17 protein-coding genes are annotated in these 17,300 nt (G+C 64.0%); 9 read left to right on the plus strand and 8 right to left on the minus strand.

The window, feature by feature from the left end; translation table 11 throughout:
• Positions 1-9 precede the first annotated feature (9 nt).
• On the plus strand, positions 10-744 hold the full coding sequence (locus BMY91_RS12790; protein WP_090822411.1) for a hypothetical protein: 735 nt from the start codon (positions 10-12) through the stop codon (positions 742-744).
• Positions 745-809: 65 nt separating this feature from the next.
• On the opposite strand, the gene BMY91_RS12795 is transcribed toward BMY91_RS12790, so the two are convergent.
• The 3 genes from BMY91_RS12795 to BMY91_RS12805 are packed head-to-tail and all read right to left on the minus strand — an operon-like array spanning position 810 to position 2,934.
• On the minus strand, positions 810-1,421 hold the full coding sequence (locus BMY91_RS12795; protein ID WP_090822413.1) for a TetR/AcrR family transcriptional regulator: 612 nt from the start codon (positions 1,419-1,421) through the stop codon (positions 810-812).
• A complete protein-coding gene (locus BMY91_RS12800; RefSeq protein ID WP_090822653.1) occupies positions 1,418-2,161 on the minus strand; it encodes an ABC transporter permease in 744 nt (247 codons plus the stop codon). The genes BMY91_RS12795 and BMY91_RS12800 overlap by 4 nt, the downstream gene beginning before the upstream one ends.
• Positions 2,162-2,169: 8 nt before the next feature.
• Complete coding sequence (locus BMY91_RS12805; RefSeq protein WP_218143846.1) at positions 2,170-2,934, minus strand: ABC transporter ATP-binding protein; 765 nt, start codon at positions 2,932-2,934, stop codon at positions 2,170-2,172.
• Positions 2,935-3,445: 511 nt separating this feature from the next.
• Here BMY91_RS12805 and BMY91_RS12810 point away from each other — a divergent pair.
• Complete coding sequence (locus BMY91_RS12810; protein WP_090822414.1) at positions 3,446-5,257, plus strand: proline--tRNA ligase; 1,812 nt, start codon at positions 3,446-3,448, stop codon at positions 5,255-5,257.
• Entirely contained in the window at positions 5,254-6,051 is a 798-nt protein-coding gene (locus BMY91_RS12815) for a sulfite exporter TauE/SafE family protein (protein WP_090822417.1), read from the plus strand. The genes BMY91_RS12810 and BMY91_RS12815 overlap by 4 nt, the downstream gene beginning before the upstream one ends.
• Positions 6,052-6,058: 7 nt before the next feature.
• Here the strand turns inward: BMY91_RS12815 and BMY91_RS12820 are convergent, their stop codons facing one another.
• The 4 genes from BMY91_RS12820 to BMY91_RS12835 are packed head-to-tail and all read right to left on the minus strand — an operon-like array spanning position 6,059 to position 9,686.
• The gene (locus BMY91_RS12820) at positions 6,059-6,835 is read right to left on the minus strand and encodes an aspartate dehydrogenase domain-containing protein (protein WP_090822419.1); all 777 of its coding nucleotides are present in this window, start codon (positions 6,833-6,835) and stop codon (positions 6,059-6,061) included.
• Positions 6,836-6,838: 3 nt separating this feature from the next.
• Entirely contained in the window at positions 6,839-7,861 is a 1,023-nt protein-coding gene (locus tag BMY91_RS12825) for an aminoglycoside phosphotransferase family protein (protein ID WP_256212726.1), read from the minus strand.
• A gap of 34 nt (positions 7,862-7,895) precedes the next feature.
• The gene (locus BMY91_RS12830; protein WP_090822423.1) at positions 7,896-8,624 is read right to left on the minus strand and encodes a VIT1/CCC1 transporter family protein; all 729 of its coding nucleotides are present in this window, start codon (positions 8,622-8,624) and stop codon (positions 7,896-7,898) included.
• 51 nt (positions 8,625-8,675) lie between these two features.
• On the minus strand, positions 8,676-9,686 hold the full coding sequence (locus tag BMY91_RS12835) for a ferritin-like domain-containing protein (RefSeq protein WP_256212727.1): 1,011 nt from the start codon (positions 9,684-9,686) through the stop codon (positions 8,676-8,678).
• A gap of 156 nt (positions 9,687-9,842) precedes the next feature.
• Here BMY91_RS12835 and rimP point away from each other — a divergent pair, with 156 nt between their 5' ends.
• The 6 genes from rimP (at position 9,843) to BMY91_RS12865 (ending at position 16,123) form a co-directional block, all read left to right on the plus strand.
• Positions 9,843-10,454 carry a ribosome maturation factor RimP gene (gene rimP, locus BMY91_RS12840; RefSeq protein ID WP_090822427.1) on the plus strand — a complete coding sequence of 204 codons (612 nt, stop codon included), beginning with the start codon at positions 9,843-9,845 and terminating at the stop codon, positions 10,452-10,454.
• The gene (nusA, locus tag BMY91_RS12845) at positions 10,454-11,434 is read left to right on the plus strand and encodes a transcription termination factor NusA (protein ID WP_090822429.1); all 981 of its coding nucleotides are present in this window, start codon (positions 10,454-10,456) and stop codon (positions 11,432-11,434) included. The genes rimP and nusA overlap by 1 nt, the downstream gene beginning before the upstream one ends.
• Before the next feature lie 196 nt (positions 11,435-11,630).
• Positions 11,631-11,972 carry a YlxR family protein gene (locus BMY91_RS12850; RefSeq protein ID WP_256212728.1) on the plus strand — a complete coding sequence of 114 codons (342 nt, stop codon included), beginning with the start codon at positions 11,631-11,633 and terminating at the stop codon, positions 11,970-11,972.
• A 152-nt stretch (positions 11,973-12,124) separates the two neighbouring features.
• Entirely contained in the window at positions 12,125-14,971 is a 2,847-nt protein-coding gene (infB, locus tag BMY91_RS12855; protein ID WP_090822433.1) for a translation initiation factor IF-2, read from the plus strand.
• Between the two features lie 77 nt (positions 14,972-15,048).
• Positions 15,049-15,552: a 30S ribosome-binding factor RbfA gene (rbfA, locus tag BMY91_RS12860; protein WP_090822434.1), complete on the plus strand. Its 504-nt coding sequence runs from the start codon at positions 15,049-15,051 to the stop codon at positions 15,550-15,552.
• Between the two features lie 88 nt (positions 15,553-15,640).
• Complete coding sequence (locus BMY91_RS12865; RefSeq protein WP_254779992.1) at positions 15,641-16,123, plus strand: nucleoside deaminase; 483 nt, start codon at positions 15,641-15,643, stop codon at positions 16,121-16,123.
• A gap of 13 nt (positions 16,124-16,136) precedes the next feature.
• Here the strand turns inward: BMY91_RS12865 and BMY91_RS12870 are convergent, their stop codons facing one another.
• Positions 16,137-17,291, minus strand: coding sequence for a pyridoxal phosphate-dependent aminotransferase (locus tag BMY91_RS12870; RefSeq protein ID WP_175538786.1), 1,155 nt, complete (start codon positions 17,289-17,291; stop codon positions 16,137-16,139).
• Positions 17,292-17,300 lie beyond the last annotated feature (9 nt).

The following is a 17,300-nucleotide window of genomic DNA, read 5'->3' on the forward strand; positions in this document are numbered from 1 at the left end:
GGGGAACAAATGAATAAGAATGCGCTGCGCGGATTTGCCGTGTCAGGACTGTTGGTCATGGGTCTCACCGCCTGTAGCGGTGCCGGTACCTCTACCGATGCGGCCTCGGCTCCGGCGAGCGAAGCAGGAACTCCGACGCCCACCGAGGCTCCCTTCCGAACGTACTCGAAAGCTGAACTGACGTCCATGGTGGGCGACGTCCGCGATGCCAAGGGCACTCGCCTCATGGTGATGCCGGAGGACCGCCTTGCGGATACCTTGAAGCAGGTTAAGGACCTTCTTGCCAACGTCACGGTGGAGCCTGCCGCATGTGCAAACTTCCTTACCGGGGGCGGCATTCAGATGGAGGAAGGGGCCACCATCAGCATCGGTGCCTCAGCAAGTTCGACTGCCGAGACGGCCAACCTTCTGTCGCTCTTCTCCGGAGTGTCCGAGGACAAGGTGAAGGCTGTTTCCGAGAAGAGCGCCAAAGATCTCGCCGCGTGCGGAAATGTCCAGATGACCATCATGGGAGAGGTAGTCCAGGCAAGCAGCAAAGCCCTGCCGACCTCAGCCAAGACTCCTGGGGCCATCGCGTACCGGAGCACGGTTGCCGGAACAGCCGGATCCCAGAACCAATTGTTCGTCTCAGCGGTCAAAAGTGGAGTTGTGCTGGTAGCGCAGTCAACGGGAACCAAGGTGGAGGACTCCGAGCTCCCCAAGCTTGAGGCGATGCTGGACGAAGCCGCGGACCTCATCAAATAGCAGCACGGCCAAATAGCAGCACGGCCAAGCAGCAGCACGGGTTCCCCAAAGGGCCCGTGCTGCTGCTATTTGGGGGAGTCCAGGTTCCCTGTGAGGTAGCGCTGGATGTTCGGTGCCACCCAGCGGACCACGTCATCCTGGGCAGCGGAGGCCAAGGGCTCGAGCCGGAGTACGTACCGGGTCAGCATCAAGCCCATCACCTGTGACGCCACCAGGCTACCCCTGAGGCGCACTTCCTCAGCTGGCCCAGGTACACCGGCCATCACGCGGGACAGGATGGTCCGGTTCACCATTTCCCGCAGCATGGCCGTCTTGGCTTTGGACCCGATGGTTCCCCGAACGAACGCCACCAGCCCATGCTGTGCCGGGCCCTCCCACAAGCGCAGCACAGCCCGGACGATCACCTCGGCCCTGGCGCCGGGGTCGGTACCTTCGACGCCGGCCAGAACCTCGGCCGGATCCGCGGGCAACTCCACGCTGGCGGCAAAGAGTTCGTCCTTGCCCCGGAAGAAGTGGTGCACCATGGCCGGGTCCACCGAGGCCTCCCGGGCCACCTGGCGCAAGCTGGTCCCCTCGAACCCATGCTCGGCAAACAGTTTCCGGGCAGCCGCGAGGATGGCCTCCCGGGAATGCTCGCGGGCGCTGCGTCGGCCTCGCCGTATCTGCGGAAGGCTCATCGTGTCTGCCGCCGAAGCGTCAGGGAGGCCAGGACAAGGACGCCCACCACAATCGCGCCCATCACCAGGGTGTCCTGCCACATCGCTGAGGTGGCCTCGGCGTTAGCGGCGATTTCCTTGAGTGCATCCACGGAAAACGTCAGTGGGAGGGCTCCGGAGATGGCTTCGAGGACCGCATTCATGTCCTCCCGGGCCACGAACAGGCCGCACAACAGGATTTGGGGGACCACCACCACGGGCATGAACTGGACGGCCTGGAATTCGGTGCGGGCGAAGGCCGAGCACAGCAGCCCCAGGGCAACACCCAAAACGGCGTTGATGACGGCGATCATCACCACGAATCCCGGGCTTCCCTTGATGTCCAGATCGAACACCCAATAGGCAACAGCTGTCGCCACCAGGGATTGCAGTGCGGCCATGATGGAGAAGGCCAGTGCATAGCCGAACAGCAGGTCGGCCTTATGGATGGGCGTGGTCAGTAGCCGTTCCAAGGTCCCCGATGTCCGCTCACGCAGCATGGTGATGGAGGTGACCAGGAACATCACCACAAAGGGGAAAATGGCCAGCATCATCAGGCCGACGCGGTCGAAGGTGCGGGGGAAACCAGGTGGCAGTGTCTCGTTTTCGAACAGGAAATAGACCGCTGCCAGCAGAAGGGCAGGGACCACCAGGATCAGTGCCACGCTGCGGTGGTCGTGGCGGAGTTGTCCCAAAACCCGCGTGGTGGTGGCGAGGGTCATGCGGAGGTTCATGATGCCACCTGGCTTTCCTGGCCACGATCGGCGGCCTTGATGATGGTCAGGAATGCGCGCTCCAGGTCATCGCTGCGGCCGCGGGCCGCCAGTTCCGCCGGACTGAGCTGTGCCAGGAGCAGCCCGTCGCGCAGCAGGAGGAGCGAGGAGCAGTGCGTGGCTTCTTCCATCACGTGGCTGGACACCAGCAGCGTTGTGCCGGCGGCAGCCATGGCAGCGAAACGTTCCCACAGTTCTGCGCGAAGCACCGGATCAAGCCCCACGGTTGGCTCGTCCAGGACCAGGAGCTTTGGGTGGGAAACCAAGGCGCATGCCAGGGATACCCGGCTGAACTGTCCGCCGGACAGATCGGCTGCCTTTTGCCGCGCGAGTGATGCGAGCCCGACGGCGGCAATCGCCTCTTTGGCGTCTGCCGGCGTCGCGCCGTGCATGGCACCGAAGTACCTGACATTCGCTTCGACGCTGAGGTCCCCGTAGACGCTTGCACCCTGGGTAACGTAACCGACGTCGTGCCTGAGCGGTGCACTGCCCGCAGGGCGGTCGAGGACAGTAACCGCGCCCCGTGTGATCCGCTGGACGCCAACGATGGCACGCATGAGCGTTGTCTTACCGCTGCCGGAGGGGCCCAGCAGGCCCGTAATCCTGCCGGAAGCCACCGTGAAATCAAGACCGCGGAGAATCTTCGTCCGGGAGCGGATGATATGAAGTCCGGTGGCCTGGATGGCCGTTGAGGACTCCATGGCCGGTGAGGAAAGGGACATTGTGGCCTCCGGAGACTCCAAAATTCACCAACTGATGAATTAAAAATATGACGGCCAAGAGGGCGGGTCAAGGGGAGCGGTGCACATTTGCAAGGTGGCTAATCCTTGAAAACGTGTCCGCTATCACATAGGTTCTTTCCAAGCCGTGTCGTTGGGGTGCGGATGGTTGAGGGGGAATCGTGACAAAGACCTTGAAGGGTGCCATGAGCGCCCGCATCATCCGTGAGTTCGGCAATAAGCAATGCTTCCCTGCTGCAGGCAATCCCGTTCCGCTGGAGGGAACGGGGAACTAGTCCCCGGACAGAGTCTGCGGCCGGCCGGCCGCTGAGCCACGCCATCGCAGGATGACCAGCCCTTAGCGGCCAGGGGCTTCCAAACGCGACGGCGTGGCTCTTCTGCGCGTGGGCCCGCCAGCACCGTCCAACCGCATGTTCAAGCGGCAGGGCAGTCAGCCGGTAGATTAGTAGGCAGTTGTTTTTGCCACATCTGCCATAGAAACGGATACGTACCCGTGGTCCTTCGCCTTTCCCAGCTGTTCCTGCGCACCCTGCGTGAAGATCCCGTCGACGCCGAGGTCGCCAGCCACAAGCTCCTGGTCCGCGCCGGGTACATCCGCCGCGCAGCCCCCGGCATTTACACCTGGCTGCCGCTGGGCCTGAGTGTCCTGCGCAAGGTGGAGGAGATCATCCGCCAGGAGATGTCGGCCATCGGTGCCCAGGAAGTCCACTTCCCGGCGCTGCTGCCGCGCGAACCTTACGAGGCCACCAACCGTTGGACCGAGTACGGCGAGGGCCTTTTCCGCCTCCAGGACCGCAAGGGCGCGGACTACCTCCTTGCTCCCACGCACGAGGAAATGTTCACGCTCCTGGTCAAGGATCTGTACTCCTCGTACAAGGACCTGCCGCTGAGCCTGTACCAGATCCAGAACAAGTACCGCGATGAGGCCCGTCCCCGTGCAGGCCTCCTTCGCGGCCGCGAGTTCATCATGAAGGATTCCTACTCCTTCGACGTCGATGACGCCGGCTTGGACGCCAGCTACGCCGCCCACCGTGCCGCGTACCTGAAGATCTTCGAACGCCTGGGCCTGGAAGTCATCCCGGTTGCCGCCACGGCCGGTGCCATGGGTGGTTCCAAGAGCGAGGAATTCCTGTTCCCCACCGAGATCGGCGAGGACACGTTCGTTCGCTCCGCCGGCGGCTACTACGCCAACGTCGAAGCCGTCACCACCGTTGTCCCGGCAGAAATTGACTTCACCGATGCGCCCGCGGCCCAGGTCCTGGACACCCCGAACACGCCCACCATCGATACTTTGGTGGACGCCGCCAACCAGCTGGCTTCCCGCAGCGAGTCCGACGGCGGCGCCTGGACTGCCGCTGACACCCTCAAGAACGTGGTCCTCGCCGTGACGCTGCCCACCGGTGAGCGCCAGATCGTGGTCATCGGCGTACCGGGAGACCGCGCCGTGGACCTCAAGCGCGTGGAAGCGAACATCGGCTCCCACCTGCCCATCGCCGGTGAAATCGGCCTCGAAGCTGCCAACGACGAGGACCTCAAGAAGCTCCCGTGGCTGGTCAAGGGCTACATCGGCCCCGGCCTGTCCCTGAATCAGCCCGTCCTGGGCCTTGAGGGATCCTCCAAGGTGCTCTTCCTGGTGGACCCCCGGGTGGTTTCCGGCACCAGCTGGGTTACCGGTGCCAACGCCGAGGGCAAGCACGTTTTCGGACTGGTGGCAGGCCGGGACTTCAGCTGGGATGGCGTCATCGAGAGCACCGAAGTGCGTGCCGGCGATCCCGCCCCCGACGGCTCCGGTCCTTTGGAGACCGCCCGTGGAATCGAGATGGGTCACATTTTCCAGCTCGGCCGCAAGTACGCCGAAGCACTGGACCTGAAGGTCCTGGACCAGAACGGCAAGCAGGTTGTTGTCACCATGGGCTCCTACGGCGTGGGTGTTACGCGTGCCGTGGCAGCCCTGGCCGAGGCCAACCACGATGACCGCGGCATTGTCTGGCCCCGCTCGGTGGCTCCCGCCGACGTTCACGTGGTGGCTGTTGGACGTGGCGATGAGATCTTCGAGGCCGCTGAGAAGCTCTCCGCAGAGTTGGAATCCGCTGGCCTGGACGTCATTTTCGATGACCGTCCCAAGGTTTCGCCCGGCGTGAAGTTCGGCGATGCCGAGCTTGTGGGCGTACCCACCATCCTGGCTGTCGGCCGGGGACTGGTGGATGGCGTCGTGGAAATCAAGGACCGCCGCAGCGGTGAAGCCGAGAACATCTCGGTGGACAAGGCCGTGGATTACGTGGTCAACGCCGTACGAAACCGGTGATTTCCGGCTTCGAGTCGATCCAGCTCACCACCATCATCCTGATTGTGGTGGCTGGATTCGCAGCAGGGTGGGTCGATGCTGTTGTTGGTGGCGGGGGGCTGATCCAGCTTCCGGCCCTCCTGCTGGTCCCGGGCATCACGCCCGTCCAAGCGCTGGCGACCAACAAGATGGGGTCCATTTTCGGGACCACCACCAGCGCGGTCACGTACTACGGCCGTGTGGGACCCGACCTCAAAACTGCGGTTCCCATGGCAGTAATAGCCCTGGCCGGGAGTTTCGGCGGTGCAATCCTTGCTGCCTCCCTGCCGGCCAGCGTGTTCAAGCCCATCATCGTGGTGGCCTTGATCGCCGTCGCAATCTTCACGGCGTTGCGGCCCGGCGCCGGTGAGCTGACAGCGCTGCGCCATGACGGTCATAAGCATTACGTCGTGGCGTGCCTCATTGGGGCCGTCATTGGCTTTTACGACGGCCTGATCGGCCCCGGTACCGGCTCTTTCCTGGTGATCGCCCTTGTTTCAGCCATGGGCTATGCGTTCCTCGAAGCCAGCGCCAAGGCGAAGATCGTCAACATGGCCACGAACGCCGGAGCCTTGATTTTCTTCCTCCCTCATGGCTCCCTGCTGTGGGGCGTAGGGCTGGTTCTGGGGTTGGCGAACATGGCCGGCGGCTACCTCGGGGCCCGCACAGCAGTGGCCAAGGGGAGCGGCTTTGTGCGGATCGTTTTCCTGATCGTCGTAGCCGCGCTGATCATCAAGCTCGGCGTGGATGTCTGGAACGAGAACTTCGCCGCGTAGGGCGGCGTCAGATGAACGTTCCGCTGGCGTTGGCCAGCGTCTTCAAACCACGCACGACGGCGTGTGGCACCAAGGCGCTTGAGGCAGGGTTATCGGGGGAAGCCTGGTTGGTGACACGGACTTCGAGGGTGCCAAGGCTCGTTTCGGCCACCACGTGATGGCTCGTCTGCTTGGCAGTGGGGTCGGCGATCAGCGCCGCTTCCACCACGTCCCAATCACCGGCTGCCACAGCGAGCGCGGACACTACGTTGGTGGATTTGGGGAAGGCTTTGATCATGTCGGCCGGTCCGCCCCGCAGCAATTCCACGGGGTGGGTGGTTGCGAGAATTCCCTTTCTCGTTTCGCCATCCATCCAGGGTTGAATCAAGGCTGCCGGCAGTTTCCGCGATTCCACGGTGATGCGGTGGATGCTGCCGCCCGCGGCAGCGGCAGCGATGGCATCCAGTCCACCCAACGCACCGGATGTCAGAAAGGTGCGGCCTGGACCGTCGTCGAGCAACGTTTTCCGCAGCGTGCCGTCACACAGGGCACCAATGGAGGTCACCAACAGATCCCTTCCGGCCGAGATGACCCGCGGGCCGAATTCGGCAACAGCTCCAACACCGGCGCACTCCACCACCACGTCTGCCACATCCAAGGCTTCGTCGAAACTGAATCCTGTTCCGGCATCGCCGTGAGGTACAAAGCCGGCCAACAGGATGCCTGGGGCATTGCCGGCGTCAAGAAGTTCTGCGATCCGTGAGCCGATGGCACCCGAACCAATCAAAGCGACTGTGAGGGCCATGGGTTAGTGAACCGCTTCCCCGGGCTCAGGAAGCTGGTGCGCTTTGGGCAGATTGTCCAGCGTTTTGCCGGCAAGGGTGCTTGCTACCCACAGTGAGCGGGCAAGATCCCCGCTGTGCCCGGGTTTGGCGGCGTACCACAAGGCGTTTTCCACTTCACGGGCGATGCTCCATTGCCGGGCAGCCTCCGGATCAAGTCCAGCGGCGAGGCTGAAGTCCCGGCACCGTTCCAGCAACGCGGCCTCCGGATCGGTGCGTGAAAGGTCATGAACGCGGTTCCACAGGATCGGAGCGACGGCGAACTCGGCCTCGCCAATCTGTGGCTGCGGATCGATGGCCAGGTAGTCGCCTCGGAATGGAGCACTGCCGCCGGCTGTGGCCAGGATGTTCATGAAGTGCAGGTCCGTGTGGACCAGGACATCCGTGCCGGAGCGGCGTCCCACTGCTCCGCGGGTCTGGCACACCTCAAGGGCTGCCTCCAGCAACCACCGTGGAAATGGTTGCTCCAATTGTTCCCAGTCCGCGGGGAGTTCGTCACTCCATCGCTCGGCAGTGGCGGCAATATGCTCGAAGGCCTGCCATTCAAGGCGTTCGTCAGGTGTGATGGAGAGCTGGCGCACAATGGCGCCCCAGGCGTCCCGGGCCTCGTCCAGTGGAGCGCTGTGGAGCCAACGCGAGGCATCCAGGCGTTCAAGGAGCATGGAGCAGCTGGGGGCATCCGCGGCCAGGAGCCGGGCAGCTCCGTGGCCGTCCCAGAGTGTCAGTGCGTGGCGCTCAACCAGGGCTTCGTCGTGGGGGAAAGCAATTTTCAGGGCAGCCGGGATGGTGTCCTGCAGTACCGGCACCACCAGGGCGCCGTGGCCGTTCCAAGGCTCGGCCCCGGGCGCCAAGCCAACCGACAAGTGCCAACGGTCAAGGGCGTCGGAGATAAGTCCCGGGAGGCTGGCCAACCAATCGCGGCCTGCCGAGTCGCGGTTGTACCGGGCGTGGAGGTCGCCCGGAATGGGAATCATCGCGTGAAGGGTCACGCGATCAGCCTAACGCCGCAGCAATGACCGTCCGCTAGAAAACGCCGCTGGCACCCAAGAGGCTTCCAATGGAGAAGGTGGCGGCAAGGGCCAAGGCCCCGCCCAACACCACCCGGGCCGCAGCCCGGAACCGGGAAGCGCCGCCGATCCACGCGCCCACGGCGCCGGTGATCGCCAGGGCGAGGAGCACCGCCACGAAAGTCAGGGGCACGCGCATCTCCGGTGGCGGCAAGAGTATCGCCAGCATCGGAAGCGCCGCTCCCAGGGTGAAAGCCACGGCGGAAGCCAAGGCCGCGTTCCAGGGACTGACGATGTCCTCTTCATGGATGTTCAGTTCCGCCGAAAGGTGTGCGGCCAAGGCATCGTGCTTGGTCAGCTCTTCGGCAACAGTCCTGGCGGTCTTGGCACTGAGCCCTTTGGACTCGTAGATCGCGGCGAGCTCGTTGAGTTCATCTTCCGGTTCCTCGGCCAGTTCCCGGCGTTCCTTCTCAATCAGTGCCTTCTGGGTATCGCTCTGGCTGCTGACGGAGACGTACTCACCCAAGGCCATGGAGATGGCGCCACCCACCAGCCCGGCTGTGCCGGCGGCGAGAATGCTGCCGGTGCTGGTCGTGGCACCGGCCACCCCCACCACGATCGCAGCGACGGACACGATGCCGTCGTTGGCGCCAAGGACTCCGGCCCGCAACCAATTCAGCCGGTGGGCCAAATCATCCCGGTGGGGCTCGTTCTCATGCATCGTGGCAGTGCCGGTGGAAGCCATGCACCTAGCCAAGCACCGGACTTCTGCCTTGGCCAGCATGGCTAGGCTGGCCTATCTACCCGATGACGCTGCGGAATCACTGGGCGTCGGCAAGGAAGGCAAGTTGCCGGCGTCGAGCTCCAGGCCCGGCAGGGCCGGCAAGGAAGAACCCCATGCCAGGCTCCTCCGTGCGGCGGCCAGCAGCCCGTCCACGGCCCACTCGCGGCTCTGGCCGGTGGACAGGGCAACAAGGTCCCCCAGCACCGGCAAGGATGACGCCTCAAGGGCGCCCAGCGAACCGGCCGGGTCCTGTGCGAACTGGCCGGGGAGCCGGTAACCGGCCTCGCTGGTTGGCACGTCTGCGCAGTTTGCACGCGTCAGAGCCTCGGCCTGCTGCAGCAGGAGTTCATGCATTTTCAGGTCTTTGGCAGCCACAGCAGCGGCGGCAGCGTCCAGCCGCTTGAGGGCCACCTGATATGCGTAGACAGCCTTCTGATGGGAGCGGACCGCAGCTGCCAATGCCGCGTCTGTGGTGGCAGACCCGGGGTCGGGGGTGGGGCTGACGGAAGGACAGGGGGCCGCGGAGGGAGTCGCCGCCGGGATGTTGTTGTCAGAGGACGGGCTTTGGTGAGGCGTCGGCAGCTGCCACGCGGCCGCCAGCTTTTCGGCCCGCAGCAGCTGAGCGGAGCCGACGGCGGCGAGCAGGCGGGCGATCCCGCCGTCGGCGTCGCGTGCGTCCTCCAGGCGTTTCTGCCCGCTCTCGGAAAGTCCTGAGATGAAGGCTGCCCGGCTGGAATCCGATGGAGAACTGGACGGAGGGAAGGACAGCGAACCCGCAGGGTCCAGGAGGGCCCGCGCATGGGTTGTCAGCAATGTCACAGTGTCGTTGAGGGACTCATTCCCGGCGTTGGGAGCAGAGGCTTCCATCAACGCGGCGGCTGCATCACCCAGTCGCAAGGTATCTTCCAACGCCGTCATGCGGGCGGTTTCGGAGGAAGACGGGGCCGGGGGAGTCCCGGAATCACGCGGAATAAGCACCATTCCGGTGCCCGCCACCAGCAGGGCCACGATGGCAACGAGCACAAGCCGGCCCCATGCTGGTGTTCGTTGTTTTTCTCTTGTCCGCCCGTTCACAACACACCATGGTGTCACGGGGGCGGGGAAGTCCGTGCACCATGTTCCCGGGAAAATCGTTAGGCTAGTAGTCACAACAACATCTATCGGGAGGCGGCGGGCAACGTGAGTGACTCGGAAGCCACGACTTCAACAGACCGTTCTGATTCGAACTCAACGGCCACCATCCACAACCCGGAAGAGAGCAGGCTTAAGACGCTGCTTGAACCGGCCGTCCTGGCCAGCAGGCTCTACCTCGAGGATGTTTCCATCCACATTGCCGGTTCGCACCGGACGGTCCACGTCGTTGTGGACCTTCCGCAGGAGGAGACCGGCGGCGTCAGCCTTGACGCCATCGCCGAGGTTTCCCGCGGGCTGTCCGATATTCTGGACAACGATCCCCACGATGACGGCCGCCCCTATGACCTTGAGGTTTCCTCCCCGGGAGTCGGCCGTCCCTTGACGGAACCGCGGCACTGGCACCGGGCCCGCGGGCGCATGGTCCGGGTCAACGTCATTCAAGGCGACAACCTCCTGGGCCGGATCGCCTCGGTGGGCGACAACGACGTGACGCTCATCCCCGAACATGAAGTCAAGAAGGGTATGAAGCCCAAGCAGGGCGACCCCATCACTATTCCTTTCGACAGGATCCGCCAAGGAAAAGTCGAGATTGAATTCAGCCACCTCCATGAGGCTGCGCTGGCAGACGAGCACAACGGACCTTCCGAGGAGGCCTAATGGATATTGACATGAGCGCACTGAGACTCCTGGAGCGTGAGCGTGAAATCCCGCTGGATCTCCTGATTCCCACCATCGAGCAAGCCTTGCTGGTGGCGTACCACAAGACTCCCGGCGCCTTCGAGAAGGCCCGCGCAGAGTTGGACCGCAAGAGCGGTCACGTGACCATCTGGGCCACGGAAATCGACGACGACGGCGAGCCCATCGGCGAGTTCGAGGACACACCCGCTGGATTTGGCCGTATTGCGGCCAGCACGGCACGCCAGATCATCCTGCAGCGCCTTCGCGACGTTGAGGATGACAATGTGCTGGGCGAATTCAAGGGCCGCGAGGGCGAACTCGTGGCCGGCATGATCCAGCAGGGCAACAACCCCCACATGATTCAGGTCAACCTGGGTTCCGTTGAGGCCTTGCTGCCGCCGCCCGAGCAGGTTCCAGGCGAGAAGTACCTCCATGGAAGCCGCCTGCGTGCTTTCGTGGTGGACGTACACCGCGGTGCCAAGGGTCCCTCCATTACGCTGTCCCGTTCGCACCCGGGCCTGGTCCGCAAGCTGTTCGAAATGGAGGTCCCGGAAATCGCGGACCACTCCGTGGAGATTGTGGCACTGGCCCGCGAAGCCGGTCACCGCACCAAGATTGCCGTCAAGGCGAACACTCCCGGCGTCAATGCCAAGGGTGCCTGCATCGGTGAAATGGGTTCGCGCGTTCGCGCTGTCATGACCGAACTCAACGACGAAAAGATCGATATCGTCGACTTCAGCGATGACCCCGCGACCTTCATCGCCAATTCATTGTCGCCGTCGCGAGTGAATTCCGTCACTATCACTGACGAGGCAACCCGTTCGGCCCGCGTAGTAGTGCCGGATTACCAGCTTTCGTTGGCAATCGGCAAAGAAGGCCAGAACGCGCGGCTTGCGGCCAAGCTGACCGGCTGGCGGATCGATATCGTCTCCGACGCAGCTCCGGCAAAGGCCGAATAGCGGTTCAACCGGCGGCTCGCGCCGCTGGTTTCCGCCGCGCTGGCCGCGCATCCGGTTTCGGGAGTGCGGGGCCGGGGGGCTAGACTAGATGGAACCGGGCTTACGTCCGGTATCCGCGCGCTTTGGCGTGCCTCAGCTGCGTTTGCAGGACCGGGGCCCGTCGGGCGCCAGTAGCGTAAGGCAGGTTGGACACGTCGTGGCTGAACTGCTTGAGCATGGCATTGGGCCTGTTCGCACGTGCATCGGATGCCGGAAGCAAGGCTCCCGGTCCGAGCTTGTCCGGCTCGTCGCCCAAGGCAGCGGTTCGTCCGCCGTCCTGGTGGATGAACGACGCCGGATGGCCGGCAGGGGTGCGTGGCTGCACCCCAGCGAAAAGTGCTTGGCATTGGCAAGCAAGCGGCGTGCTTTCGGCAGGGCCCTCGCGGGTGCTGCCGACACCAGCGCCGTCGAACGCTACCTGATGCCAGGCACGCCACTTGTGGAGGCTACGGCCGCCACGGGAAAACCGTCCAAACCTGAAAGCGGGTCAGAAAACTGATGGAAACCCGATGAGTTCCCAGCGATGAGTGCGTAACGATGACAACTTTGTTGCGCTCTGCAATGGGCCTTTCAGTCGCGCTAGCGGCAGGGGCCCGCAGTAAGAAGTAGACGGTTCGTGCCTGGCTCGGTGCGGACCGAGACAGGAGAAATGTGGCCAAGGTCCGCGTACATGAGCTCGCCAAAGAGCTCGGTATTACTTCCAAAGATGCAGTAACAAAACTGCAGGAATTGGGCGAATTCGTTCGCTCTGCCTCTTCAACCATTGAGGCCCCCGTCGTGAAGAAGCTTCGCGACGCCTACCCGGGTGCCGGCGCTCCGAAGGCACCCGCACCCGCAGCAGCCCCCAAGGCTCCCGCAGCATCCCGTCCCGCCGCCCCGGCTCCGGGACCAGCAGCACCGAAGGCTCCGGCGCCGGCGCCTGCAACTCCGGCGGCTCCCGCCCCGGCAGCACCTGCTCCGGCAGCCCCCGTGGCTCCCGCGGCATCCACCCCGGTTTCGGCCAAGCCTGGCGCCCGTCCTGCCCCCAAGGCAGAAACTCCGGCTCCGGCGCGTCAAGGCGGCCAGGCTCCTCGCCCCGGCGGTCCCCGTCCGGGCAACAACCCGTTTGCTACGTCACAGGGCATGCCCCGTGGCCGTGGTGGCGACGGAGACCGTCCGCCGCGTCCGGGTAACAATCCGTTCGCGCCGTCACAGGGCATGCCCCGTGGCGAACGCCGTAACGACGGCGAACGTCCCGGTGGCCCCCGTCCCGCAGCTGGTGCAGGCGGTCCCCGTCCCGCAGCCGGTACCGGCGGTCCGCGTCCGGGCGCTCCGCGTCCCGGTGCACCTCGTCCGGGCGCACCGCGTCCCGCTGGCGGTCCCGGTGCAGGAAACCGTCCTACTCCGGGCATGATGCCCAACCGCACTGAGCGTCCGGCTCCCGGTGGCGCAGGCCGTCCGGGTGGCGCAGGCCGTCCCGGTGGCGGACCCGGTCGTCCCGGTGGCGCACCTGGTGCAGGTACCGGTGGCGGTGCTCCCGCCGGCGGTGGCTTCGGCAAGGGTGGCCGCGGTCGCGGTGGCACCCAGGGTGCCTTCGGCAAGGGCGGCGCCGGTCGTGGCAAGCAGCGTAAGTCGAAGCGTGCAAAGCGCCAGGAATTGGAGCAGATGAGTGCTCCGTCGCTGGGCGGCGTATCGGTACCCCGCGGTGACGGCGAGACCATCATCCGCCTGCGTCGTGGCTCGTCCATCACGGACTTTGCCGAGAAGATCGATGCAAACCCCGCGTCGCTGGTGACCGTGCTGTTCCACCTCGGTGAAATGGCGACGGCAACGCAGTCCCTCGACGAAGACACCTTTGGCCTGCTTGGTGCCGAACTTGGCTACAAGCTCCAGGTTGTTTCCCCTGAGGATGAAGAGCGCGAGCTGCTGGATCAGTTCGACATCAACATCCAGGACGAACTCGACGCCGAAGGTGACGACGTTCTCGAGGCACGCGCACCGGTTGTTACCGTCATGGGTCACGTTGACCACGGTAAGACCCGCCTGTTGGACGCCATCCGCAACTCGAACGTTGTGGCCGGCGAGCACGGTGGCATCACCCAGCACATCGGTGCCTACCAGATCAGCCACGTCCACGAGGGCACGGCCCGCGACATCACCTTCATTGACACCCCCGGTCACGAGGCCTTCACGGCCATGCGTGCACGTGGTGCCAAGGTCACTGACATCGCGATCCTGGTTGTTGCAGCCGACGACGGCGTTATGCCGCAGACGGTGGAAGCACTCAACCACGCCCAGGCAGCCAACGTGCCGATCGTCGTCGCAGTGAACAAGATCGACAAGGAAGGCGCCAACCCTGACAAGGTCAAGGGCCAGCTGACCGAGTACGGCCTGGTTCCGGAAGAATACGGTGGCGACACCATGTTCGTTGAGGTCTCTGCCCGCCAGAACCTCAATATCGACGAACTGATCGACGCCGTCCTGCTGACGGCCGACGCCGCCCTGGACCTGCGCGCCAACCCGGACAAGGACGCTCGAGGCATTGCCATCGAAGCGAACCTGGACAAGGGCCGCGGTGCAGTTGCCACCGTCCTGGTTCAGTCCGGAACGTTGGCAGTGGGCGACACGATCGTGGCCGGTACGGCTCACGGCCGCGTCCGCGCCATGTTCGACGAGAACGGCGAGGCACTCGATGTCGCACTGCCGTCCCGCCCGGTCCAGGTCCTCGGCCTGTCCAACGTGCCGCGTGCAGGTGACACCTTCCTGGTGACACCTGACGAGCGTACGGCCCGCCAGATCGCTGAGAAGCGTGAAGCTGCCGACCGCAACGCCGCACTGGCCAAGCGCCGCAAGCGCATCAGCCTGGAAGACTTTGACCAGGCCGTTGCCGAAGGCAAGATCGACACCCTCAACCTCATCCTCAAGGGTGACGTATCCGGTGCTGTTGAAGCCCTCGAAGACGCCTTGCTCAAGATCGACGTCGGAGACGACGACGTTCAGCTCCGTGTCATCCACCGCGGTGTGGGTGCCATCACGCAGAACGACGTCAACCTGGCCACGGTGGACAACGCCATCATCATTGGCTTCAACGTCAAGCCGGCCGAGCGCGTTGCTGAACTGGCTGACCGTGAAGGCGTCGACATGCGCTTCTACTCGGTCATCTACGCAGCAATCGATGACATTGAGATGGCTCTCAAGGGCATGCTCAAGCCGGAGTACGAAGAAGTCCAGCTCGGCACTGCCGAGGTCCGCGAAGTCTTCCGTTCCTCCAAGTTCGGCAACATCGCAGGCTCGATCGTCCGCACGGGCATCATCCGCCGTAACACCAAGGCACGTGTCAGCCGCGACGGTAAGGTCATCGGTGACAACCTCACCGTTGAGACGCTCAAGCGCTTCAAGGATGACGCCACCGAAGTCCGTACCGACTTCGAGTGTGGTATCGGTCTTGGCTCCTTCAACGACATCACTGAAGGCGACATCATCGAGACCTTCGAAATGCGCGAGAAGCCGCGCGTCTAGGTTCCGTTTAGAACGGGTCCGTCGGGTAGCCCCGGCGGACCCGTTCCGTCCCCGTTTCTACTTTCCAGGAGGAAGTCATGGCTGATCCCGCACGCGCTGCCAAGCTGGCACAGCGGATTAAGGTCGTAGTCGCTGAGGCCCTCGGTCGTCGGGTCAAGGATCCGCGCGTCGAGTCCATCACGGTCACCGACGCCCGCGTCACCAACGACCTTCAGCACGCCACCATTTATTACACCGTCTTCGGTGACGAGGTAGCCCACGCTGATGCTGCACGGGCGTTGGAAAAGGCCAAGGGTGTGCTGCGGCAGGAAGTCGGCCGCAACATCACCGTCCGGCTCACCCCGACGCTGGAGTTCGTCGCCGACCAGATTCCGGTCAACGCCTCAAACCTTGAGGAGTTGCTCCGCGAAGCCAAGCGTCGTGACGCCGAGGTGGCTGCTCTGGCAGCCAGCGCCAAGCACGCAGGCGAGTCAGACCCGTACAAGGGCGACTCCGCCGAGGATATCGACGAAGACGACTTCGACGAAGAGGACATTGACCTCTCCGGCGAGGACGACGTCGACGAAGACGCCAACCGCTAAACCTCTCTGTGGGTTTTTGTACAGCTAATGCCCCTAAGGAAACTTCTTAGGGGCATTAGCTGTACTCAAACTCGCTATGATCGGGAGCATGTCGGCGCACAGTGCTCAGCAACGTGATGAATACCTGAACCTGGCCATTCAGCTGGCCGTGCAGAACGTTTCCGACGGCGGCGGCCCTTTCGGCGCCGTCGTGGTCACCGCGGACGGAGCGGTCCATGAGGGCGTGAATCGGGTGACCCGGGACCACGACCCCACAGCGCATGCGGAAGTGGTGGCGATCCGTCGGGCTGCGTCGGCAACACAGAAGTTCGACCTCAGCGGTGCCGTGCTCTATGCAAGCTGCGAGCCGTGCCCGCTATGCCTTTCGGCAACCCTGTGGGCCAGAATCGGGCACGTCTACTTCGCTGCAGATCGGCACGGCGCGGCCAGGGCAGGCTTCGATGACGCAGTGTTCTACGAATACTTCGCAGGGACCCGGCCTGAACTTCTCCCCGTGGAGCATGCTGAGTTGGCCGCTTCCGAGGACCCGTTCGAGGCGTGGAAGAACCATGTCCGCCGGACGGCTTACTAGAGCTACCGGGAACCTAAGCCTTGGCTGGGAGGCGGCTGACGCCGTCGAGCAGGTCTTGTTGGCTGCCACAGAGGGCGATCCTGATCCAGCCCTCACCAATCGAACCGAAGGCCGTGCCAGGGGCAAACGACACGCCCGACTCTGCCAGGAACTTACGCACCCAAGTCCGCACGTCCCCGCCACTCACGTGCGAAACGTCGGCCCATAGATAGAACGCTCCTTGCGCGCCGAGGAACGGAATCCCCTTGGCTTCGAGCACGGATGACGCCACGTCCCGGTTGCCGCGATAGTGCTCCCGCGCACTGGAAACGTAGTCCTGGGGACCGGTCAGCGCCGCCAACGCTGCGTACTGTGACGGTGAGGCCACGCAGGAAACGATCGCCTCCATGACGTTGTTCATCTTCTGCTCCATGCCGGGAGGACAGATCAGTGCCCCGATCCGAAGGCCCGTGAGTCCGTAGGTCTTGGACAGCGTGAGGGAAGTGAACACACGGGCCTCACCGGGGACCTCGCTGTCGAAGCGGGCCGGACTGACGTGCGGGACATCGAACGTGAAAGCCTCGTAGCACTCGTCTGAAATGATCCAGAGGTCGTGGCGGACGGCCAGTTCCACCAGTTGGCGCGTGGATTCCCCGCTCAGGACTGCACCCAAGGGATTGGAGGGCGAGTTCAGCATCAGGACCTTGGTTCGCGGCGTGATGAGTGCTTCGATGTCTTCGATGTGCGGCTGGAAATCGTTCCCTGGGTAGAGGGGATACTGCACCGGGACAGCATGCAGGAGCCTGCTGGTCATGGCAAATGTGGGGTATCCGGGGTTGGGGATGAGGATCTCGTCACCGGGGGAGAGGAGGAGGCTCATGGCAAAGTGCAGGCCTTGTTGGGCGCCGTCCACCACGTACACCCGCTCAGCGCCGATCTGCACTTGTTGCTGTTCCCGGAAGCGGGCGGCGAACGCTTCCCGAAGGGCGGGAATCCCGGCGTTCGGTGTGTAGTTGGTCTCATCCCTGTCCAGGCAGGCTATACCGGCGTCGAGGATATGGCGCGGCAGGGCGAACCCTGGCTCGCCGATGCTGAGGACGATCGCGCCGGGGGTCGCCCATGCGGCCTCGGTGATTTCACGGATCTGGTTCACAGGGACGTCGCGGACGTGCGCGGCAAGCTCAGGCATGGGAGCCAT

It is taken from the genome of Arthrobacter sp. yr096, from assembly GCF_900108925.1.
In the GTDB taxonomy this organism is placed as follows: Bacteria; Actinomycetota; Actinomycetes; order Actinomycetales; family Micrococcaceae; genus Arthrobacter.